The organism is Mesorhizobium sp. M0518 (assembly GCF_040321125.1).
In the GTDB taxonomy this organism is placed as follows: Bacteria; Pseudomonadota; Alphaproteobacteria; order Rhizobiales; family Rhizobiaceae; genus Mesorhizobium.
In genome coordinates this window covers 112,388-134,681 of the sequence record NZ_JAMYQY010000002.1, presented here as the reverse complement: position 1 = coordinate 134,681, position 22,294 = coordinate 112,388, and the positions used below count along the sequence as shown (strand labels likewise).

Sequence of the window (22,294 nt, the reverse complement as noted above, 5' to 3'; positions counted from 1 at the left end):
TCCCCTCCCTCAAGGCGAGCCCCATGAAAAACCAGTTCTGCGCGGTCGTTACCGGCCAATCCCTGATCAAGCACGACATCCGTGACGTCAAAGACGAACGTTTCTTCGCGGTCACGGACTTCCTGCGCCAAGGCGACGTCGTCTTCACCAACTTCGAGTCGACGATCCTGGGCAAGCACGGCGGGTGGCCGACCAAGGGCAAATACTTCGGATATTCCAGGGCTGAAGTTCTCGACGCATTGCAGGCCATCGGTTTCAACGCGCTTGCGCTCGCAAACAACCACGCCTTCGATCTCGGCGCCTGCGGCATCCTCTCGACGCTGGAGGAGGTGGAAGCGCGGGGCTTCCTCCATGCCGGCATCGGGTCCGACGAGACTGACGCGAGGAAACCGGGCCGCCACCGGCTGGGCGCGCGCGAGGTCGCGCTTCTTGCGATGGATGCAGGCCCGGGCCCGACCAACATGTATGCCGAAGACCGCACGGCCTTCCGGCCGGCTCGGCCGGGCGTCAATCGTCTGAACACCATTCGCAAGATGGGGGTGCCGGACGGACATTTCCGCAGATTGGCAAGGCTGGGCACTCATTTGCAAAGCTCGCCTTTTGAGCTGGCCAACTATGCGCAACCGGAGGACCCGGTAGAGGTGTCGGCCGACAAGGAGATCAATTTCTACGGCACCGTGTTCACGCAAGCCGCCGATTTCCGCCGTCTGATCGAAGTCGATCAGCGGAGTGCGGGTGTTCAACTATCCGCCATCCGACACGCGGCGGCCCAAGGCGATTTCGTCATCGCCTATCTGCACCACCATCATTGGGAACCAGGGTGGCAGGACGTGCCGCGCTGGGTGCAGACCTTTGCCCGGATGTGCATCGACGCCGGCGCCAACCTCTTCGTCAGCCACGGCGCGCCGGTGTTGCAGGCCGTGGAAATCTACAAGGACTCGCCGATCTTTTACGGCCTCGGAAACTTCCTCTTCCACGTCCACCCCGACGAAACCGAATGGGACCCACCGGAAGTCTGGCAAAGCATCGTCGCCGCGTGCCGCTATGATGGGAGCGGAAACCTCGCAGAAATAGACCTCCTGCCGGTCGTGATCGGCGCGGAAGCTCAGTCCCTCGGATCAACAACGGGCAGACTGGTGCCCGTTGCCATGACGGGAAGCGCGGCAAGAGAGATCCTTGAGGGATTCGCGACCCGCTCGCGGGCGTTCGGCGTCGAAATCGAAGTGTCCTCGACTTGCGGCCGCATTCTCGTGCCCGCTGCCCGAAAATTCGGCTGACGGGCCCGACCGGCCGTCAGACTGTCTTGCATTCGGCCGGCGCGGATTCGCCGGCCGTTTCGCTGTCCGCCTTTGTGTCTAGCAGGGCCAGTTCTTCTCCTAACCCAGCGATCAGCGACGAGACGCGACCGCGCACACGGAGCGGAAGGTTCACCAGCCCCTGAATCAGGCGCCGCCCTTCCGCGCTGGCAATGAAATCCAGGCGCTCATCGACCGGCAGGGGCCGCGCCTCGACGCGGGTCTCATCGTTGCCCGGCAGGCCTTCGAAGAATCGACTGACAGGAACGCCGAGCGACCTGGCGATTTCGTAGAGCATCGAAGCGCTCACGCGATTGCGCGCGTTCTCGTATTTCTGGAGCTGCTGGAAACTGATGCCTATCGATCGGGCAAGCTGGGCTTGCGATACGTCGGACTGGACGCGAACGGTCGCAATCTGCCTGCCGACATGCTGATCGGCGGGATGCGGGTCGCTCTCGATCTTTGGCTTCGGCTCCATCCGAAAGACGAGGCGTTGCGGTTTCAACAATGCCTTTCTATGCTCCCATAGTCAGCCGGATCGGGATTGTGAGGGTGTGACCCCGGCCTCCTACCGAGGTCCCCCGAATGCCGATCGCCATTTAATATACCTTACAGGGTGTAAAATAACCCTATATGTGGCAAAGAAAATCGGCCTGCCGATTGTGGACTCATGGTCAGTCCACGACAGATTCGAGCCGCACGGGCTTTGCTTGGTTGGTCGCAGCAGGAGCTTGCTGACAAGGCAATTGTGTCGCTGAATGCGCTGGCCCGGTTGGAAAACGGCAAGGTAGATTCCCGGATCAGCACTTTGCAGGCCATTGAGGCGGCTCTGATAAAAGCGGGTGTCGAATTCCTGCCGGCTGGCCAAAAGGGTGAAGGTGTACGGCTCTTAGATCCTCTGCTTTGAATGTCCCGTTGGCTGAAAGACAGGTGACAGGTTCTCGCAATCGCAATTGCCACAAGTCCCCTGCTGCGGGTGACGAGAGGCAAACTCGTGGTATTGTCGGAATCAGCCATGATCCGAGCTACTGACAGCGTGGTTGTGGTCAGACCGATCAGAGTGTTGGAAGCTATGATCGGCCGTAGCACGCGCGATGCATGTGCATTGCACGTGCTTTGTTATGCATTTTTTCTACGCCAAGTTCAAGCCGAAAAGCGACAATGATAAAAAAGCCATTCACAACGCGTTTGGACCCATCTGTGCTAGCTCTGGCTGAACAACTCGCAGAGTCCGAACGTCGTTCCGTAACCGCTGTCATTGAGCTCGCATTGATCGAGTATGCTGAACGTCGTGGTATTAAGGCGCGACACGCCGAAAACGGCGGATAGCTGCGTCGCGAAGGATATTATTGAGCGGCCGAAATGGGCCGTTACCGGCCTGGCGGATTTCGGCTGGGATTTGCGATAAGCTGCCGTTTTACAGGCGACCCTTCTGGGCCAGTTCGCTATTGCCCGAGAGTTCCCATTCCTGCTTGCGACGCAGTATCGGTTTCGCGCCCCAATCAAGACGTGAAGCCAGAGCACGACTTCGCCTGCCTCGACCGCAAGCGAAAATCCAATCCCTTGCCCAGGTTCCCATCAAGCGGTTAGTCGTACAATCCCCAGTTCCGCTCCGGGTCGTTTCGGCGGTTGTCGGCCTCCGGCGGCACTTTCTCTATCAACCGTTGCTGGCCGTCACTGGCCGTCCATGAGAACGAAACCCGCCATCCAGTCGTCTTGCCGGAATTGCTCGAATACCCGGCGAGGCTCTTGGTGACCGAGATTCCTGCGAGGACGAGAGTACCTGCTCCCGCCCCCTTGGCTGCGAAGAACACACGATCGAGGAGTTGGTAGTTGCTGAGGTCCGCTTCCCTGAGGACCGACGGATCGCTGACGGCTCGCTCCAGGCGTCGCCGCTCCGCGATCTCCTCACGAAGTCGGGAAGCATCGGCCAGATAGGATTCAGCTTCAGGTACCGAGGAAGGCCGAAGCGAGGCTTTCTGCATTGGCAGCTTGCCGGCCTGGTAAGCCTCGATAATTGCGGTCGCCGCGTCGGGGCCGACCTCCAGCACCGTGTCGAATACGTTGAGATCCCTCATCCGGATATCCTTTCGCTGCTCACTGGTCAGAAGCAATCCCTCGAGGATTAGATGGCGAGCCTTCAATGGCTTGATGCCGGGGAGGAGATTTAGAAAGACTGTAAGGCTGAGCATCGGGTTTCCTGGTTTCGGGCAGGAGCTTGATCAAGCTTCTGGGGGTCTCGCTGCCTCGAAGGGGGCAAAGCTGATAAGCGTGGGCATCCGCGAAGCGGCCTTTGAAGTCAACCCGTATAACCTCAACCTCGGTTAGAGGAGGAAGCCGTCGCGAGATAGATGGTGTCCCCATTTCAGCCATTTGGTGCGACTCACCTGATCTCTTTCGTGATAACGCTCAAACACGCTCCTGTTCGATGGTGAAGCGCAAGTTTCCGACGGTCCAGTCGCTGGGAGGCTCGGGGAGATAATCCTCCTCTTCGGGAACGCTCAAGCTCCTCAACTCCTTGATAAGATCGTCTATTGCGGCAGCCGGACCTTTCAGTTCTCGCAACCGGGCAACGGCAGTGACCAGCTGAGTCCAATTGGAAAAAGCCGCATCGTCGCCGCCGACGACCGGGCGGAGCGAATGCGCATAGTGGCGCGTCAGGACCAAGAGGCTTACCGCCGGCCTATTCACGGAGGATGGGAGCCGGAGGGTCGCTCGGAGCTCGGAGGTGCCCACGGCAGCCAGCCATGAGCGCACCTTGCACAGCCAGTCTCCGACCTGCTGGTTCAGCCGCCCAGTCCTTGCCTGCTTCGTGGCGAGGTCGTCACCGTACGGGTCCTGATGCTTTAGCTGAATGAGGATCACGCGACCTGTCCGCTGCTCCGCAAGCACCAAGTCGATATCTGTCAATACGTTCCGCCCCCGCCTCAACTTAGTATTTCCTCGATACTCCAGCTCGGGGAGCACGGTCCGGAGAACTCTCTCGACCGCGCGCTGCATGACACCCTCGCGCGCCCGCTGGGCCCGATCGTAGTCCGTCGGGAAATTGTGCTGAAGCGAGTTGAGGAGGAACAGCATCACGTTGTCGGCGGTCGCGCCGGCCAAGGGTCTTATCACATGCTGATCGGAGCACTGAATCAGGGGAGGTACGGGGGCACCGGGCCGATCCAACAGTGCCAGGTTGCGTCGACTAACGGAGAGGACATCGAAGATTGTCTGAACGCCTTCTTCCGTCACCGACACGAGACCTTCAAATTTCTCGCCGGCCTGGTTGATGAATTCTCGAAGGCCCTCGAGGAAGCTATCTGTGTTGACTGACACCGTGAGGACGTCCTCGATCCGGATCGTAGGCACTTTCTCCATTAGCGCTTGCACGTAGGCCCGATGCTTCATTCCCACCGACACTATGAACATGGCCGCCAATTGGTAATGCTGGAAGGTCATGTTGCCGAACGTTGTGGAGAAGTGAAAAGTGTCGAAGCCTTTGGACATCTGGATCTCGTTATAGGCATGCCCAAAGAAGTATACGTCGAGCGTAGGGTCGGCCTCGTAACCTATGAAGTGCGTGTGAAACGGATAAACGAGCGCGGTGAGCAGCGACCTCACCTCGTCGCCCACCTGTACATCCACGAGCGCCTCGTATCCTCGCGCAAAAATCTCTCGCTGCCGCCTGACATGATATTGATCGAGCTCACGCTCATGCAGCTCGAGATCGATTAGATTGGCCGCAAGGACGATGCGGAAGCAGTCTTGCTGCCTCTCTATTCTGCCGGCTTTCGCGGCAAGGCTCTGCGCCACCCGTCGGCCGTGCTCAATGGTCCCGACCTTGTTGATCAATGAAAGCGCAGGACGCGAATACACCAAGTCGCGCTGCAACGTCAGCGTAGGTGCCTCAAACCGTGGATGCGCCTGCATTGCCAGCTTGATTATGCGAACCACGCCGATTCGCATGATATACGTGCGCTCTTGATCGGCATCACAAACCGCATCGCCCCGATTCTCAAAATCAAGGTCAAGCTCGTTGATGGCGACGCGCATCAGAAGACCCAATCCATCAGTCGCGATCTCGGTCGCTAGTTCCGCCTCCTCGCGGTTGAGGCAGTCGTAGAACTCTCGCAGATCGCTGGCCACGAATCGCTAACCTCTTAATTAAGCATTGCAATATGCAGGGTAGCGTATCCACGGGTCAGCCGTAAGCGATCGTCATGTTGCCCAGTCTCGGAGGCAGGCGACCCAGCCCGATTCCAGTTGTGTGTACGCTCGGGCTGAGAACGCTTTCTCCTCGACATTCCGGCCGCAATGAGCGATGACAGCGTCGGCGTGGGCATGCTTGCGCGGGGTGCTGTTGACGATTGCTGCCATTTGCGAGGAGGCATTTGATGCTACTCAGCCTCTTCTGCGGGGCAGGTGGACTTGACTTGGGATTCGAGACTACGGACTACGAAATCGGATTGGCTTTCGACCTTCGTACCGACAGCATCGCGTCGTACAATCATAACCGCAAAGGGGCGCACCGCGGCCACGTCGGTGATGTCTCGAAGCTGACACTGGCCGAGCTCGACAGACTGCATGGGGCCACCTTCGAGCCTGAGGGCATCATTGGCGGGCCTCCGTGCCAGAGTTTCAGCCGCGCCAATACCGTGTACCTTGAGGCCGATCCGCGGCACTCTCTGCCGCTGGCATACGCCGAGCTTCTGAAGTCGCTCAATCAGCGCAAAACGGTGAAGTTCTTCGTCATGGAGAACGTGACCGGCCTGATGAGTGACCGGCACGCGCATCGGCTCCGACGAATTGAGAAAGCTTTCGACGATGCTGGCTTCTCGCTCAGCCGTGCCGTCCTGTTGGCGACTGACTACGCCACGCCGCAGATACGCGAGCGTGTTTTCGTAATCGGGCTGAACCGGGAGCTATACGGCGAAGCGGCCTGGTCTCCGCCTGCCAAGGTAGTCACCGCAGATGGGCGGCGGCCCGATGTCAGAGGTGCCATCGGTGATCTGCCCGATGCTACGTTCTTTGATCGCGATCTCAAACCCTCCGGCATCGCGCACCACCCCAACCACTGGTGCATGCGTCCGAAATCGCCGAAGTTCACGACACCGGGAGCGCTTCGGCCTGGCGATGGACGCAATCGCAGCTTCAAGACTCTGGCTTGGGAATCTCCAAGTCCAACGGTAGCCTATGGACACCGAGAGGTTCACATCCACCCCGATTGCCAGCGTCGGCTTAGTGTCTACGAGGCAATGCTGCTCCAGGGGTTCCCCAAGAAGTACGAGCTCCTCGGCAGCCTCTCCTCTCAGATCATCCAGGTGAGCGAGGCGGTGCCCCCTCCGGTTGCCGCAGCTGTCGCGGCCTCGGTACGCGCGCGGGTCGCGGAGCTGGATGCCCAGATCGCGGCCGGGCGAGCTGAGAAGCAGCGCGCACGAGGTTGAGCCGACGCTTCGATAATCGCCCTGCCACTTGAAGATTTGAGGCTCACTGCCGAGCTTTGGGTAATGCAGGTGACCAAGAACGTGCTCGACGATGTCGCTCGTCGCAAGATGATGGCGCAGTTCAGATCGAAGGACACCAAGCCCGAGGTCATGGTGCGCCGCGCACTCCATAGGCTCGGATTCCGCTTCCGGCTGCATCGCAGTGATCTCCCCGGCACGCCGGACATCGTGCTCCCGAGGCATCGGACCATCATACTCGTCCATGGGTGCTTCTGGCACCAGCACAATGGCTGCCGGGATGCGCGAATGCCCCGCACCCGGCAAGATTACTGGTCAGCGAAATTCCAGCGCAACAGCGAGCGGGACGTGAAGATCACCGCTGCCCTCACGGCGCTGGGGTGGAGGGTTCTGGTTGTTTGGGAGTGCGACGCAAGGAAGCCGGACCTGGCAACTTACCTTGCGTCTGTGTTGGGACACGTCCCCGGCCGCGCGGGACATACCGAGGACGAAGAGACAGCGGCGGTCTGACGTGCCGCGCGCTACGCAGCATTGGCCTCCAACCAGCCCCGGTATCCGGCGGCACCATCCACGTCGTAATGTGCCGACCGGAGCAGATCTGTGGATTCGATCGTCAGGGACTCAAGCAGCTGAGCTTCCCGCCCAAGCATCTCGTCGAGATCGAATAACTCGCCGGTCGCGCCGATCAGGCTTAGGCCATGGTCCACTTCGTTTGCGATGGCGATCTCAGCGTCCCCGCCGACCAAGCGATAGCGGTCATGCGCGGGCACCTGCACGACATCGCAACGGAAACCAAGCGACAGCATGTCGGGATGATCCGGGATCACTGCGTAGAAGCAGCCCGGCAGCATCTGAAGCGTGCGCTCCGGATGAGCCGCTCCAACGAACCGCAGCAGCCACTTGCCGAACCCGAGTGCGAATAGGTTCATGAAGGCCCGCGGGTCCAGTGAGCCTGGATCGGCGAGCACGGCAGTAAGCCTGTCGCCCTCGGCACGGAGCAGCTCCCCAGTCTGTCGTCCGAACTCGTCGCTCGCTGCTATATTGTCCGAGATAGCCTCTATCAGCGCGGCAAGGTTCCGAGCGTCGATACGGTCCGGTGCCACGCGTGTGGTTATGAACAGCAGCCATGGATGGATCGCATTGGTTAGCTGCAGCTGGATGAGCTCGGCGAGCGCGTCGATTACGGTCGCTCGCCCGGCGCCAGCCGCGCGCAACGCGATATGATCGCATAGATCGATGTTCACCGCATGAAAGGGTCCGCCGCCCCGCACCTCGGCGTATGCAAGCGATCCCCGGTTCGCGATAGATTCGAACCGCTCGCGCAAGATCATCGAGCCGCTGTGGATTCGCGCGAGACCTCGGACCTCGCTCTCAGAGATGTTCAGCTGCACGTCGTCCGCTGACCCCCGCCGCACCGAGTTGAGGCCAGTGAAGCGAAGATCGAGGCCCGCCTGCTCGCATGCCTCCCGGAGCACGCGCACGTCAAGGAGATCCTCGCCGGGCAGGCTGAGATAGCGCACCGTCCTTGCGTCACCCGGAAAGTGCGTCTCACGAAGCATGTGAAGAAGCGAGTCGTGCCACTGGTATCGCCTGACCCACTGCTTGCGTGGGCGGTGCCAAGGCTTGAATGGATGCAGTGAGGGCTCCTCGTCGGTCGGTTTGCGCAGGATCCGGCTGAGAATCTCGTCGTCGTTGAACTCCTCCATCAGGGGCGGGCTCCGAACACTGCTGCGATGTCCGCGACAAGCGATTGCTGGTCCTCCCACGAGAGGTTGTCGAGCAGCCCCCAGGCGCTCAACACCTTCACCAATGCTTCAAGCTGGGTGTTCTCGACGGTGCTGCCGCGCGCTGCCGCCTCAGCCTCGAAAGTGTCAGCGTTGAATACCAGTACGCCGCGTTCGCGGTCCGCGAGGAGGGCTTGGCCGCCCGGCGCCAGCCTGACCTCTGGTGGGGGCTCGGCATCCGAGCCCCTCCGGTCGCGCCAGACGCGCTCGACGAGGCTCTCAAGGCGAGAGACACGATTGTCGGCCACGGCCGCCCGCCGTGCCTCAAGCAACTCCTTATTGAGCTGCTTGAGCCGGTTGGTCGTCTGGCGGACGGCGAAATGCACCCACTTCTGGAGATACTGGTAGTGCGGATGGCTGTAGTTGAAGGACTCACGGTCAATGTTGAGCGCGGCATCGAGCCCCTCGGTGATGAAGACCTCCGACATGAGCTGGCGCAAACGGGTCAGTTCGGAAACCTGATAGCCTAAGAACGACGGATCGAAGAGGACACCGCTCGCGTTGTTCACGCGGACGAGGCAGCCGTTGTTCTCCTTGGGGGTGATCTTCTGGTTCCAGTATAGATATGCTTCGAAGGACAGCGCCCCTCCGCCAATATCGGGGGGCACCGCTCCCAGACCAGATGTCACCTTGCCGAAGAACATCAGCGGGCGACCGATATCGCTAGTGCCGTGGAGATCCCTGTCGAACGAGATCGGCCGCAGCAGCTCGACCTCGTCGAGGAGCACGCGGAACAAGCCGACTGGGTCGACGGTGCTCGTCAGCCCAAGCCGCTGCCCGATGGTCTCTGTACCTGTCAGCTCCACAGGCTCCGCCGACCTGCTAGTGAGGCTGTAGAAGCCGATCCCGTCCCCGGCCGTCAGCTCGAAAGGATGCCGGTCAATGTAAGGGACGGGCACCGCCAGGCTGAGCAACCAGATCATTCCGAGATAGTGATCGAGAGACTCCTCGATGTTGGGCGTAGCTTTGCGTGTGCGGACTTCTTGGCGCACCGCTGCATACAGCTTCCGGAACCTGGCACCCGGGGCATCGGACGCGTCCCATGGCAGCCGGGGTTGCTCGAGATATACATCGGCATCGTCGCGTGCGACCCGCCCGATATGGTAGCTCGGTGGCATTGGGGGAGCGCCATCCACGTCCCCGGCCTCTGCTCGGTCGAGAAAGGTCCACCTGTCGAGGCCCTGGAGCAGCTCGCGCGCCTGTGGCGTAATCTCCATCAAGACAATCTCGGTGCCCTGCGTCTCGATGTCGGTCGCGGGCTCGCTCATGATCGTGACGGTGCCCGTCTCGAAGGCGTGCCTGTCGGAGGCGGCGGCGAGCATCTCCTCTGTGTGAGTCTTCAAGACAACGACCGCAGAGGTCCGGAAGTCGTCCCCGCGACGCTTTGTGATCACCTGGAAATGCTGCGTCAGCTGTGCGACCGAGAAGAGCCCGATCCCAATCTTTCCAATAAGCCGACGCCCGCCGGGGGAGAGCGTCGGGTCCGATAGGTTCGCTGTCCCGAGACGCTTACCCTTGGCGGTCCGCTTTGAGCTGCCACCGATGTGGGTCACGAGATCAGCCAGGACCTCGGGCGACATCCCGAGGCCGTTATCTCGGACGACAATGCGCTCGAAGCGCGGCGCATCGGTCTGCAGGATGACCTCGGTGGCATCCGCATCATAGGCGTTCGAGATCAGCTCGCGGAACGCGGACGACGGCCGGCGGTAGATGCCATCGGTGACGCGGGCGAGCACGCGGTCGTCGACACGGAGCGTCGTTCGGACGACGTCTCCGCTCTGACGGCCACGACGTATCTCAAGCGCCAGTTCTTCAGCGCGATCCTGCATCAATCCCCCTATCTGTGCTGGAGCACGCTGCGGCTGCATGCTGCACCGCGAGTGCCGTTTTGCCGCGCCCCTCCCCCTGTGTCCAGCAGTTTCAGATTGGCCTCCTGATCGCCATGAACGTGGAGCGGAACTCGACGGTTAGGCCATTTTGCATGCCAGCAACCTCGGCGGCGGTCAGCGCAGGGTGGGTCATGCCTTGGCGGACATCCCAGAGCGGATGTCCGATTACGATCGCGCGGCTCGCGATGACGACCGCCTCCAGTCCTGCGAGGGTCGTCCGCGACGATCCCGGAAGCGCGGCATGCACCCGGTCTGCGGCATACTGCGCAACGCCGGTCCAATAGGGAGGCGAGAAGTCGATGGGAGCCGCCACGTCTAGGCAGAGCCGCGCGACATCCACCGCGAGACGCCAGTCCAAGATGCTGTGGTAGGCCAGGTTTCCATAGTCGCGCATGCACTCGTGGCAGGATGTCTGGCACACCGTGCCATGGTCGCGCGGGTTGGCCATAACCTGGAACCGGCCGAGGAGGCCGGGTCCAAGTACATCGTTCAGCACCGCTTCAAACTCGGTTGGCGCTCCCAGGAAGGTGCTGTAGCCCGCACCGTTCTCAAGCGTGTCCGAGAGGAATACCTGGCCGACGACGTTCCCCGCCGCAACTGTCGTGCGCAACCCGACCTTGAGCTCGCTATCGCTAACATCCAAGCGGACCGCCGCAGCCCGCCTCAGCAGGAACCCGAACGAGTATAGTGCCGCCCGGCCCTCGACATGCAGCGGATCGGCAAACACGCCGGATGGCCACACTTCGACCCCGGCGACGAGCACGTCGGTGCGGCTTATCGCGGCCAGCGCCCGGCGGTCGGGACCGCCTGTGGGTTGGGTCCGAGGTGCCGCGTCGACTTTGCTAAGGGCTTGACGCGTTGCCCAGGTCTCGTCCCAGAACCTTTCGAACTCGAACAGTTGCCCGTTGTTGTCGTTGATCACGTGGACCGTCTGGCCGCCGCTGTGGATGCCGAAATTGCAGTGCGGCGCGAGCGGAGGCCCCGCAAGGCCAAGCTTTGGCCGCGTCGCGCGCGGTGTCCACTCAAAGGTCCCATCATAATCCCGCTCGGAGCCGAACCGAGTTCTGAAGCCGCGCGGCTCCGAGAGATCGACGACCTGGTAATCGGCGGCCCCCGCGCCGCACACTTGACAGGAGAACGCAGGGACGGCGGCGGCGTCGATCGACTGGCACCGCCGGCAGATGCCCGTGGGGATCGGCGGTCCGAGTGGGTTTGCTATCTCTGTGGGGATGCCTCCCCGAAGCTGATAGTCCACCACGCCGATTGCCGTGTGGATCATGCCTTCCTTAACGGTCTCCGACCCAGGAGCGAACTGGCTGATCGCCAGATCGAGGGGACGATCAACGACATCGGCTGGCGGCCACTGTCCCCGGCCCGGCCGACCGTGAAATAGATAGCGCGTCCTGGTCGGGAAGCCGAACATCGGAAGAATGCCGGCGTTGGCCAGCCGCTCGCTGAGCTGCGTCTGCACCAGGTGAGGGCTGGCCACGGCAGCGTCGATCTCCCCCACGAGGGTCGCGGCGACCCACGCCTCCAAGCTGCCCTGGCGCACCTGAAGAACGGGAGCCGCTGCTTGAAGAAGCACACTGCAGATCGCGGATATCCTAGGCCCGTTCCTACCGATCCAGGCGGAGACTTGAGCACGAACTGTCGGGCCAGCCCCACCGCCAAAACCGCCTAAGGGCTGCGCCCATGCGGCGGTCTCCCCGAACTCTCCATGAACGCTGTCTGCGGATGCCGCGGGAAACAGCTGGAGTGCTGCAAACGCCTCGCGGAGAACCTCTTTCGCCAGGACGCGCCGGACTATGGGCTCCACCGTGAGGTCGACATAAGGCTGCGGCGGAGGATCGGCCGTGATCTTCTCAGGCCGCTGGAAGTAGTAGTCGTCATGGCTTCGACCGCGGCAGAGCGTCAGCGCGATGGAGAGCGCGGTGCCGCGCCGGCCGGCACGACCGACCCGCTGCTGGTAGTTAAACCGCAGCGGCGGCATGTTCGCCATCATGACTGCGAGCAGCGGTCCAATGTCGACACCAGCCTCCATCGTCGTCGTCACGCTAAGGAGATCGATAGTGTCGACGAGCGGAATCTCCTCGGGAGCGGGCAGGCAGACACCTTGGAAGAGCCGTTGACGCGCGCGCGCCTCGGCCTTGCCGGTCTGTCCCGTCATCTCCTCGCAGTTGAGGCGGAAAAGCGGTCCCGCGCCCCTTGCCAGATATAGGTAGTAGTCCTCTGCTGTCGCGCCGGCCCCAACAGGCTGGGGCCCTACCAGCTGGCCTTGGCAATCGGTGCATACCGACGCACTCGGGTGGAGATGGACGCGTCGGCAGGCACCGCATTCCCACGATCCACCACCAACGCGCGCGATGCGCAGGCGGTTCGGCTGGATCAGCCAGCTCGTGACTAGCCCGGCATGGGACAGCCGGGTTTCAACTGCCGTCACCAATGCCGCGGCGGATCTCCCGTTGACCCTTGCGACCTCGTCCAGATAGTCTCGGACAAAGCCCGGGGCGGTCGGTGCACCTAGGGCGGTGTAGGGCTCGCCATCGATGCGGCGGCGCTCGCCGAGGAGCCGAAGCGTGCTGTCTGCCGCTTGGACAACGACCGCGTCGCCGTCTCCCGGCGCCCCCGACCCGACGGCGGCGTGGGCGATCTGAAGGGCCTCCAGTCCACGGCGTCCCGAGGCGAAAATCACGTTTAGCACCGCCGCATGAGCATTGCGGCGCAGCCGCCGAAGATGCTCGTCCTGCTCGATCGACAGCCCTCCTGGCAATGGCGATGGCGGCGAGGTTGCCCAGTCAAACAGCTCCCGCCAGTTGCCCGTCTTCCGATCTGGATCGGTCCAAAGGCTGTCTTGGGCGTACCCTCCCGGATTGATGCCGGCTGCAAGAAGCCGGAGTTCTGCATCGCGAAACAGGTCGCCGACGAGGAACGGCCCCGCTGTCCGGGCGAGGATCGCCGCCGCCGCCTGGGCGAAAGTGGAGCCGGGTGAATAGGGGCACGGCTGCCCCGCCAACGGGCCAGTAGCCGATCCGATGACCATTGCGTCCTGCGGCGAACTTAGCACAAAGGCTGCTGCTGCTGCGGCCTCCTCCGGTGTGAGCTGGGCACCAGCGACCTGCCTTTGGAACGCGGCAGGTCCCTGGCCTGCGACTTCCAGTGCAGCCACGACCGCCTGGCGAACCGCGTCGAGATGGTGCGCCTGGCGCATGCCAGCTGAAAGCTTAGCCGCATCCTGCCTGCTGTCGGAAAAGACGACCAGCTTCCGGTTCCGCTCGCTGCCCGGAGGAGCGATGTCGCGCAGGAGCGAATCCGCGAGGACTTGGGCGACCTTCTGGAAACCCGTGCGCTGGCCGCGAATTGGCGAGCCGACGTTGCGGCCCGCCCAGTCCGCGTCGCAGCGCGGGCAGCGAGATGGAAATGCGCCCGGTGACGGCGGAACTGGGCTGCCGGCGCGCTGCGGTTGGTGTTGGGAACGAACATAGTAGATGTGCCCATTGCCCGTCACGCCCGCTGTCAAAATACCGGAGGCCGGATCCAAGCGCGCACGCCGCCATTCCCGCTGGGCGTTCCCCTGTCTCCACGTCGCCGAACGCGGGGTGCGCCCGGCGGACGGCCAAAATACCGCGTAGTTGCCGTAGTCGCGCTCCGCGCCGGCACGGTCCGGCACCTGTTCGAGATCGGGAAAGTCCGGTGTCAGCCGCCACTGGTTCGGATTGTTGGTAGCACCGCGATATCCGCCCAAGAATACCTCGCCGCACGGCTCGCAATACAGGAGCTCAAGCACACGCGAGCCGCATCCGCACCCGGAAGCCGGAACGTGATGGAGCGCACCGACAGGTGGCGCGTCAGAGCGCTGTGGGGTGTGCCCGCAGGCGGGGTCGGCGCAGGCCCAGAGCCCCTGCACGTTCCTGAACATTATGTGGGCGCGGACCGGCAGCAATGAGTCTCGATTCGGCAGCTCGGCGCTGGCGAGCGCAGTCACCAGGCCCTCCGCCGCAGCCGCCGCTACCTGCGGAGTCTCGGCAGGAAACAGGCGGGCGCCGATGTCGGCGGTCTGTCTTGGCTCCAATCTTCCAGAGCCATCGTTGGATCTGCACACTGATCGGAGCGCATCGGCTGCCTCAACGTGCGCGAGAGCGCGGCCAAGCCTTTCCCCGGCCAGAAGATGGCCGTTCTGGCTGACCCCGATCGCGGCTTCGAGCGCGCCGGCTGCTGCCTCCGTCCCTGTCGAGGCGGCTGCCGCCGGAAAGGCGGCAAGCGCGGCAGCGTGCGACGCGATGGATGACATCGCAGTCGGTGACAGCGGCCGCTGCGTGCCGCCGATCACGGCGAATCGCGACCTGTCGCGGCCAAAGAATCCGTGCAGGTAGTCGCGCCCGGCGACATCGTCAGAGAGGGAAGCGGACGACGCGATGATGCGGAGCTGATCGTGGTCCGGGTGAAGCCCCAGGCGATCGAGCAGCACCCGCAGGAGATACGCCACCTCCGTTCCAGGAGTGCCGCGGTAAGTGTGCAGTTCGTCGACTACGAGATGGAACACATTCCGCGTGTCGAGCCTCAGCCAATCACGCGTAGCATCGAAGATAGGTGCCTCGATGCCTCTCATCAGCATGATGTTCAGCATGCTGTAGTTCGTGATCAGGATGTCAGGCGGGCTGTCTTGCATGTCCCACCGGGACCACATCTCCGCACCGTCCATGCTCTGGAAGAAATGGGCAGCTTCGGGTGATCCGGCGACAGCAAATGCATCCCGCTCAAGCGATGCCAGCTCGCGCCGCAGCTCTCCTGCCTTGCTCGTGGATGACGGATCGCCAGGAACTGGCGTGCGACCAGTATAGCGGCCAAAATAGAGGCGGTTGCCGTGGCGGTGGCTGTCGAGCCAGGTTCTGGCGCCTACGCTGTCAAAGCCCAGGCGAAGGCGCACGAGCTGATCCTCCGCCAGCGCATTCAGCGGGTACATCACCAATGCGCGCATCGCCGGCGGCCGTGTGACGGAATTCTCGTGACCTCGCTGCGAGATGCGCGGGTGGTATCGCAGTCCCTGCGGGCCGTCGTGGTTCCACCAGTCGTGCTCGGCCGGCACGGCTCCTGGGGCTCCCCAACGCGCGGATTCGGCGACAAGTGCCGCTGCGAGCGGCAGGAGAAAGCATTCGGTCTTGCCCGAACCCGTGCCGCTGGTGACGATGACGTCCCTGCGCTCACGCATCGAAGCATCGAGCGCGCTGAACTGATGCTGGAAGAGCTCGCGCTCGACGGGGAACAGGCCCTGCGACACGAAGTCCGATATGTCTGTGATGAGCTGGGGCGAGAGGGATCCGCCGAGGATGTCGGATGCCGCGGCGGCGAAGTTGCGGCCGCTCATAGCATATGGCGGTGCCGGCTCGATGAGCGGGCGGCGGTAGAGGCGCCCGTCGGCATCGAGAAGCGCGCGGCGCTCGGCGACCAGGCTGTCATATCGAAGGTCGAAGGGGCTATCGAGGTAGCGCAGATAGATGTCGCGCATACGCTCGAAAATCGCAACCGGGTTCGTCAACTACTTAGCTCCCTCTCCAATGTTTCGCAGGGCGGCTGACACTGCCGCAGCAACCGGGGCGGTCACCCCGGAGTAAACGAGGCGCCGCTCTGCAATGGACGGCAGCGTGCCGGAGCAGACCACCAGCGCGCGGTCGATGAGGCCTGGCGGCCGGACCGTGATCGGAAAGCTGGCGATGCCCTTGGACAGGTCAAGCCGCATCGCACGCTGTCGGCGGCCAAGGACCCAGAACTTCGCCACGGCCGGAGGTGCGTCGCGGGAGATCCCGGCGTGCCTGACGATATGGCGGGTGCCGTAGTCAGAGCTGAATCGGAAGAGGCCGCGCTGCGCACACCCGGCCTCCGCCAGAGTCGAGGCAGTCCAGTCCATTCCCGAGCGGGAGAATCGCGACACCTTCCACCCGCCGCTGGGCAACGCCGTCTCCGGAAAGCTCGCAGGCGACGGGACTCGGTAGGCTGCGAGCACGGCCAGCGAGGCGTTCCATTGCACGGGGATGCCCACTTCACGCGCCAGGCCGATCATCTCTCCGGCCGATGCTGCCTCGACGCGCACTAGATCAGGGGCTCCTCTCTGCGGAAGCGTGAACATCCTTCCGGCTGCCGCGGAAGCCAGGCGCTCGAGGATCGCGTCGCTGCGCGCACCGCACAGGACAGCGGTCGCCGAAGTCGCGGGATCGCCGGCGGCAAGCATCGGCGGTACCACGCGCCACCCGCCTCCGGCTGCGTGGCCGAACTCACAGTGCGCCAGGCTGCCGAACGCCCACATCGCCCGGTTGTGAGCGGCTGGCCCGCCCCGCAAGGAAGGAAGAAGCTCCGCTGCTTTACGCTTGAAAGTAGCGTCGGTGCCGTATGCGACCGCCGACACCCATTGGAGAAGCTCGTTCATCGCGGCGGCCTTCGTTTTCGCTTGGCAACCGCCAGATACTGGTCCCACAAACGCCGATCCGCAGATCCGCGTGCCCCGGCGCGTCCAGCGGAGCAGATTGTCCGTGCCCACCGGATGATCGCCGAGGTCGCCGCGTCGGCCGACGCGGAGGGCGCGAGCGGTGCGCCGATCAGGGAGGGCTTTGAGCTGCGCATGCTCGCGGCGCGAGCCAGAAGCCATACCGGAGTGAATTCCGGCCTGGCGACGTAGATGCCGCCGATCGCTGCGCTAAAGCCACAAATCTCACCCGGCGCTGCACCGAGCAGATGTGCGAAGGGATCGACATGGAAGTATTTACCTCCATTCTCCGAGGCGAGCGCACCCGCCACAGCCGTCGTCTCACCCCACGCGGGCCACCAATCCCAGACCAAGGCACCAGGTTCGACCTCGTGGTGGCAGTAATGCCGCCATATTCGATTCGATGACCACCTCGGCGGTCCCAGCCCTCTGCGGCCCAGGTACCGTCGCCTTCGAGCGACGCGGTACGGCCGTCGATACGCACGGGTTCGCCTGGCTCCAACAGCCCTAGCAAACGGATCGAAGGCGGGTGCCCTTCTAGCCACCTTCCACGCGCAAGCTGCAGGCCTCCCGCCAATTCGATCGACACGGCAGGCAGCGGATCGAGTGCATGGAGGATCGCCGGGCCATCCTGGGGAGCTGAGGGCCGGGCCGGGCGGATGCCGCGCCAGCAGAACCAATTGGCCGGAACTCCCGGACCCTCGATCCTCATGGGAGCGGTGGCGCCCGTGGCTGCGATCTGGGCGAGCGCCACGCCGGCGAGATCTTCCTTGCAGACGACCACGTTCTCGCGCCCGATCGCAACGCGAGGTTGGCTGACGAATCCTGCGACGCTCGGATGCTCCCCGAAGATGTGAATGTCCCGCGACGAGCGGTGCCACCGGGCGTTCAACCCCACAGCCGCGATTGACAGACCTTCCGAAAGGACACGGGCACAATCCGCTAGCGCAAGCGGCTCGAGGAGCCGGTCATCCAGCGCGCCCAGCCAAGTTTCGTCTCCGCCTTCCAATACCGCGACTTCTTCAGCGCCGACCGGCTGGCGCAGCAGCGCGCTCAGTTCAATCCCCCAATCACCCGGGCCGAATAGTAGCTGAAGGTCCGCTTCCAGATCCTGATACTCACGTTCCGCGTTGGCAGCGGGAAGCCCGGGTTCGCGCTTAGTCCGCGACCGTTCGAGTCTTGGGCGGTAGGTCGGCGGCCGGCCAGGCCCCGGCTCTCGGCCGGCTTCATTCTCGCCGGGCACCACCCCGCCTTGGGGGGTGGACCGCTCGGGTCCTGAGGACGCTGGATCGATGATGTCTGGAGCTATCTCCGGATGGGGGACCTCGATTGCATTAGACTCGGCATCGAATACCGTCACGTCCGGGAAACCGCCATCCGGCGACGCGCCGGGTCCCAACAGGGCAGGCTCGGGCGTGCCAGTGGGTACATCGGCCACTTGAGGCACTTCGGTCGTTTCCGTTCCGGCGATGGCGAGCCGCCCAACATCCCCGGTCGCCGGCTGGCGTGGGATAATGTGGTCGTCCTCATCGGATTTATCTGGCAAATCGGCGCAGCACGCAGGAGCGATCGCCGGCTCGACCCTAGCACACTGGGGAGCATCGGCTGCGTCCTCAAATAACTCTTCCGTTACGCCAATGAAAGGCGGAGCGGTCAAGGCGACTTCCATCGGCGCGCGGCAGGCAACCTCCGAGCTTGCGATCTCGGCTGCTGCAAAAGGCGGCCCCCCGCCTCCGATGCATTCAGCCCGTGCGACGCTTACCAACTCATCTAGAGGGCGGCGAGCATCAGTCACGGGCGTGAGCCACTCCGACTCCGGCAGCACCTGGGGTGCCGCAACGGCGGCGACATCATACACTGCCTCATCACCCCGCCGCCCTCCAGTTTCGACTTCCTCAGCCTGAACCTGCTCCTCCCCGGGCGAGTCGTGAGACCCGGCCGCGTCCAATGGCCCTGCGTCGGCCGAAGTGATGCCGACCGATGCTATGTCTTCCATATCGGAGTCCGCGATGACGGACATGTCAGCCATCTCGGCGACATCGTCCTTGCTGCTCAGTTCGCCCCGCGTCAAACCCACCGCCGATGCCTCGACGTGAGCCGGGAGAGAAGGTCCTCCCCGTTTCGCTACCGCCGCCGCCCTGCCCTCACGGGCTGAAACTGGCGCGAACGGCTCAGTTTTCCGGCCGCCGAACATATTTAGCGTGCGACGGAGCAGCCTCTCAGCGAAACGGCGGGCCGAACGGAGGAACCCCAGCACCCGTCAGCTCCACGCCTCGGCGGGGCAGCGCAGCGCGAGTCGCAGTTGTAAGATGGTAGGTGCCGACTGAATCCCTCTCGAGAAGCTGAGGCAACCTCGAAGATTCGCCCCGGCATTTTCCTTCGACAACCTCAACATTCCGACAATCTCCCCCAACCGAGGCACAACTTAAACCAAACCTGACGTCGCGCAATACTACTCGGACATTACTTGCCGTGAGCAGCCAATATGTCCATAAATTCGGTCCGCGACCCGTTTACCACTCGGTGGAAGATCGCGGTCGCGTCGCATCCGAGACGGTATCTCACGAGGGCTTTCTATATTGCTGTATTGCTGGATAGCCGCGAAGCTGTTTCCGAATGGACCCGGGCGAGAACATATGCAGGCTCGGGGATCGCGACGATGCAAGAGAGCGGGGAATTACGCGTCTACGACGAAGCGCGATCTAGCAAAGACGCTGCCGTTTCGGCGCATACATGCCAGGTTCTGGGTCGCACAAAAACATTTCAGGAAAAAGCCCATTCCTCGTCGGTCGGCGCAATCAGCCCGTGCCGCAGCCGGCTGTGAAGTTCATGCCACGACGGGTCTGTCACGAAGCCTTTCATGCTTCCACATGCCTCGGCGAAGGAAATGTCGCCCAAACGGTCGATAAGATCACTCCCCCCGCCATTCCTGCCATTTAGGAACAGTTCGAGCGGATCATCATCACACTCGATTACCCGATGCCCCCAGGCACCCGGTAGGTCGTCGGTTGCGAGAGCCTGCCGAAGATCTCCATCCACGCCTGCGGCCTCGAGCGCCCGGCAGACGACATAGCGCATCAGGGGGTAGTAGATCGGCTGATAGCTGCCTCCAAGCGCGCGCACGCCGGGCAGGATCGACAAAACCAGAAACATCAGCAGGAGATTCGGGACAAGGCTGCGGTTTGCCAGCCGCTCGAGGATGTCGGGGGCTGTGAAGCACGCCACCTTCATCCCGGTCGCAGGATCGATGAGTTCGCCGGCGACCAGACGCAGCGGACGGCGTTTGCCATTTTCATACAGCCAGAAGAAATCAGTACCGCGCGCGAGCCAGCCACTCCAGGGGCCGGACGCGAGTCCGTCGAGGCCGGCAAGGATGTTGGGAGCGAACTTCGGGTCTTCCAGCAGTCTCATGCGCAGCCAGGAATTTTCGTCCGATAGATGGTCCGCCACCAAGTCGGCAATATCCTCGTCGTCGATCTGCAGGAAGGCAAAGCGGCCTCCGAACATCTTTGGCCAAAGCGTAAGATTGGCTGCCTTGATGGCATGCGCGGGCCGCTCGAATTGCGTCTTCGGCAGAAGGGCACGAAGCAGCGTGAGCGCGTCGCCCCCAGTATTTGGTTCCGTCGGCAACAACTCGAACCTATAGGGTCCCCGCCCGGCTAGCAGGCTGTATCCGATCATCCGGCTGCGGCTGAGGCCGAAGAGATTGACCGGCTTGCCGCCAACGGTGAGCCAGCCTGGCCCCTTGCGTGCCCTTTCAACGAGATTCACCGTCGAAACGGCGTAGGAAACGTAGGTTGAACATCCGTGCGCCGAGAGACCAAGGAGGCTGAAGATATGCGTGTAATAGGCTTCTGGCTCCATGAGGAGAAACAAATGGGGGCCTGTCTGCAACACGCGCCGCCTTTCGAAATCCCTGCAGATTTCCAAGGCGGTATCGGCAGACAACCCGTTTCGGGTCGCTGCCTTCCTGATGACGTCGAGCAGTTTGGTGAAGGCTCGGAGCCGGATTTCTGGCATGGGAACCGAAGCCGGCGCCGTAAACAGGCGAAACGCATAATCGCGGATCGGCCGGGAATGGTATGGGCTCATCCAGGGGTAGAGTGCCGTCAGCGACCCCAGGACTGCCTGTTTCGCATCAACGCCTGCTGTTAGCTCTTCCACCTCACGATTCACCTTTTTCTTGTGTCTGAATTACACCAACGCTCAAACACAAAAATACTGACGAGGAGCGCCACGCCAAAGCTGAAGAAAATCGTCGAAGGAAATGCTCGATCTCCTACAGCGGCGGCGATGCCGAAGACGAGTAATCCGAGCGCCACGGCCACACTGTGCATAATGCCTTTTGCCCGGCCCAACAGATAGACCGACACTCGCGACTGCAATGTGACTTCAACGCTGACGCGTCCAAGATTGTATATAAATCCGAGCGCGGCAAAAAGAACCACTGTCCAAGGCGTCCTTAGATATGCCAACGCCATGAGTACCAGCGCCGTTATGCCCAAAAGCATGAGATGCCGCGCGTGGGTACTCATCGCTCTTTCAATCCGGAACAGAGAGACCGCGCCGATCAGTGAGCCCGTCGACCATGCAGCCTCAAGGTAGCCGAAATCCACGGCAGTACCTTTCTGCTCCTGGAAGACGAAGCTCGATCCCATGACGCTGACAAGCACCGCGCTTGTGTAGAGAAGCGCGTAGACGACAATGAGACGACGCAGGCTCAGATCGATTTGTGCCGCAAAGATTTTGGCGATGTTGACATCACGCGAAACGGGTTCCAGCCGCATCAAGGCTAGGCAGCCCGCTGAAAACAAAAAGAAGGTAGCAAGAACGGTGAATGGCAGGGCTGGGGAGCGCTCGTGCAGCAAAGGACCTGCAAGCAGAGCTGCGCCGAGATTGCCGATCTGCATGACGAAGAAGACGGCGGAATTCGAGGCTACAAGATCGCGGCCGTCAGCTATCACGGGGATCATTGATTGAGAGCTCGTAAGCGCGACACGGTCGCAAAACGAAAAGAGGGCTGCTGACAGACAGATAATCAGAAACACTTCCATGTAGAGAAGCGCGCAAGCGGTAGCCAGCATAACGACGAAGCGGCTGAGGTCTGCCGCAACGTTCAAGCATCGCCTGTCAAATCGATCCGCCGCTACGCCGGCCAGAGGGCTCGCGATGAATTCGACAATGCTTGCGATCGCAAGGAACGTCGCCACGCCGGCGGCTCCGTACCCTCGCTCGACGAGAATCCAGGCGGATGCGATGTAGTAGCCGTTTCGGGCAACAGCCGCCGATAGCGTGCTGGCCAGAAATCCGAGGCAGGGTTTGGCCCGGCTGGGCCGTCCTTTGCCATGATAAATTCGAACCAGGTTTGACATGAGCGGCGTATCCGGCTGACCGCCGATGGATA

The 22,294-nt window shown here is 62.5% G+C and carries 14 protein-coding genes; 4 read left to right on the top strand and 10 right to left on the bottom strand.

What is annotated here, in order from left to right; genetic code table 11:
* Positions 1–23: 23 nt before the first annotated feature.
* Entirely contained in the window at positions 24–1,277 is a 1,254-nt protein-coding gene (locus NKI66_RS03510) for a CapA family protein (RefSeq protein ID WP_352750929.1), read from the top strand.
* Between the two features lie 16 nt (positions 1,278–1,293).
* On the opposite strand, the gene NKI66_RS03505 is transcribed toward NKI66_RS03510, so the two are convergent.
* A complete protein-coding gene (locus NKI66_RS03505; RefSeq protein WP_352751104.1) occupies positions 1,294–1,773 on the bottom strand; it encodes a helix-turn-helix domain-containing protein in 480 nt (159 codons plus the stop codon).
* 192 nt (positions 1,774–1,965) lie between these two features.
* Here NKI66_RS03505 and NKI66_RS03500 point away from each other — a divergent pair, with 192 nt between their 5' ends.
* The gene (locus NKI66_RS03500) at positions 1,966–2,202 is read left to right on the top strand and encodes a helix-turn-helix domain-containing protein (protein WP_352750926.1); all 237 of its coding nucleotides are present in this window, start codon (positions 1,966–1,968) and stop codon (positions 2,200–2,202) included.
* 679 nt (positions 2,203–2,881) lie between these two features.
* On the opposite strand, the gene NKI66_RS03495 is transcribed toward NKI66_RS03500, so the two are convergent.
* Both NKI66_RS03495 and NKI66_RS03490 read right to left on the bottom strand, forming a co-directional pair.
* Positions 2,882–3,487 (bottom strand): hypothetical protein, encoded by a 606-nt coding sequence (locus NKI66_RS03495; protein ID WP_352750923.1) that lies wholly within the window; start codon positions 3,485–3,487, stop codon positions 2,882–2,884.
* Between the two features lie 217 nt (positions 3,488–3,704).
* The gene (locus NKI66_RS03490) at positions 3,705–5,426 is read right to left on the bottom strand and encodes a hypothetical protein (protein ID WP_352750920.1); all 1,722 of its coding nucleotides are present in this window, start codon (positions 5,424–5,426) and stop codon (positions 3,705–3,707) included.
* Between the two features lie 248 nt (positions 5,427–5,674).
* Here NKI66_RS03490 and NKI66_RS03485 point away from each other — a divergent pair, with 248 nt between their 5' ends.
* Both NKI66_RS03485 and NKI66_RS03480 read left to right on the top strand, forming a co-directional pair.
* Complete coding sequence (locus NKI66_RS03485; RefSeq protein WP_352750917.1) at positions 5,675–6,724, top strand: DNA cytosine methyltransferase; 1,050 nt, start codon at positions 5,675–5,677, stop codon at positions 6,722–6,724.
* A gap of 69 nt (positions 6,725–6,793) precedes the next feature.
* Positions 6,794–7,252 (top strand): very short patch repair endonuclease, encoded by a 459-nt coding sequence (locus tag NKI66_RS03480; RefSeq protein ID WP_352750913.1) that lies wholly within the window; start codon positions 6,794–6,796, stop codon positions 7,250–7,252.
* 11 nt (positions 7,253–7,263) lie between these two features.
* Here the strand turns inward: NKI66_RS03480 and NKI66_RS03475 are convergent, their stop codons facing one another.
* From NKI66_RS03475 to NKI66_RS03445, 7 genes are all read right to left on the bottom strand, one after another.
* On the bottom strand, positions 7,264–8,448 hold the full coding sequence (locus NKI66_RS03475; RefSeq protein WP_352750910.1) for a PP_RS20740 family protein: 1,185 nt from the start codon (positions 8,446–8,448) through the stop codon (positions 7,264–7,266).
* Entirely contained in the window at positions 8,448–10,355 is a 1,908-nt protein-coding gene (locus NKI66_RS03470; protein ID WP_352750907.1) for an ATP-binding protein, read from the bottom strand. The genes NKI66_RS03475 and NKI66_RS03470 overlap by 1 nt, the downstream gene beginning before the upstream one ends.
* A gap of 91 nt (positions 10,356–10,446) precedes the next feature.
* Positions 10,447–15,948, bottom strand: a complete 5,502-nt coding sequence (locus NKI66_RS03465; protein ID WP_352750904.1) for a DEAD/DEAH box helicase — start codon at positions 15,946–15,948, stop codon at positions 10,447–10,449.
* Positions 15,949–16,833 carry a hypothetical protein gene (locus NKI66_RS03460; protein WP_352750901.1) on the bottom strand — a complete coding sequence of 295 codons (885 nt, stop codon included), beginning with the start codon at positions 16,831–16,833 and terminating at the stop codon, positions 15,949–15,951.
* A gap of 169 nt (positions 16,834–17,002) precedes the next feature.
* Positions 17,003–18,961 carry a hypothetical protein gene (locus NKI66_RS03455; RefSeq protein WP_352750898.1) on the bottom strand — a complete coding sequence of 653 codons (1,959 nt, stop codon included), beginning with the start codon at positions 18,959–18,961 and terminating at the stop codon, positions 17,003–17,005.
* 692 nt (positions 18,962–19,653) lie between these two features.
* Positions 19,654–21,066, bottom strand: a complete 1,413-nt coding sequence (locus NKI66_RS03450) for a hypothetical protein (RefSeq protein ID WP_352750895.1) — start codon at positions 21,064–21,066, stop codon at positions 19,654–19,656.
* The gene (locus NKI66_RS03445) at positions 21,063–22,262 is read right to left on the bottom strand and encodes an MFS transporter (protein WP_352750893.1); all 1,200 of its coding nucleotides are present in this window, start codon (positions 22,260–22,262) and stop codon (positions 21,063–21,065) included. The genes NKI66_RS03450 and NKI66_RS03445 overlap by 4 nt, the downstream gene beginning before the upstream one ends.
* Positions 22,263–22,294: the final 32 nt, after the last annotated feature.

What these genes read in the sequence shown, in the direction of transcription:
- NKI66_RS03460 (WP_352750901.1), bottom strand. Translation starts at nt 16,833, where the DNA reads ATGAACGAGCTTCTCCAATGGGTGTCGGCGGTCGCATACGGCACCGAC.
- NKI66_RS03470 (WP_352750907.1), bottom strand. Translation starts at nt 10,355, where the DNA reads ATGCAGGATCGCGCTGAAGAACTGGCGCTTGAGATACGTCGTGGCCGT.
- NKI66_RS03485 (WP_352750917.1), top strand. Translation starts at nt 5,675, where the DNA reads ATGCTACTCAGCCTCTTCTGCGGGGCAGGTGGACTTGACTTGGGATTC.
- NKI66_RS03505 (WP_352751104.1), bottom strand. Translation starts at nt 1,773, where the DNA reads ATGGAGCCGAAGCCAAAGATCGAGAGCGACCCGCATCCCGCCGATCAG.
- NKI66_RS03445 (WP_352750893.1), bottom strand. Translation starts at nt 22,262, where the DNA reads ATGTCAAACCTGGTTCGAATTTATCATGGCAAAGGACGGCCCAGCCGG.
- NKI66_RS03500 (WP_352750926.1), top strand. Translation starts at nt 1,966, where the DNA reads ATGGTCAGTCCACGACAGATTCGAGCCGCACGGGCTTTGCTTGGTTGG.
- NKI66_RS03510 (WP_352750929.1), top strand. Translation starts at nt 24, where the DNA reads ATGAAAAACCAGTTCTGCGCGGTCGTTACCGGCCAATCCCTGATCAAG.
- NKI66_RS03495 (WP_352750923.1), bottom strand. Translation starts at nt 3,487, where the DNA reads ATGCTCAGCCTTACAGTCTTTCTAAATCTCCTCCCCGGCATCAAGCCA.
- NKI66_RS03475 (WP_352750910.1), bottom strand. Translation starts at nt 8,448, where the DNA reads ATGGAGGAGTTCAACGACGACGAGATTCTCAGCCGGATCCTGCGCAAA.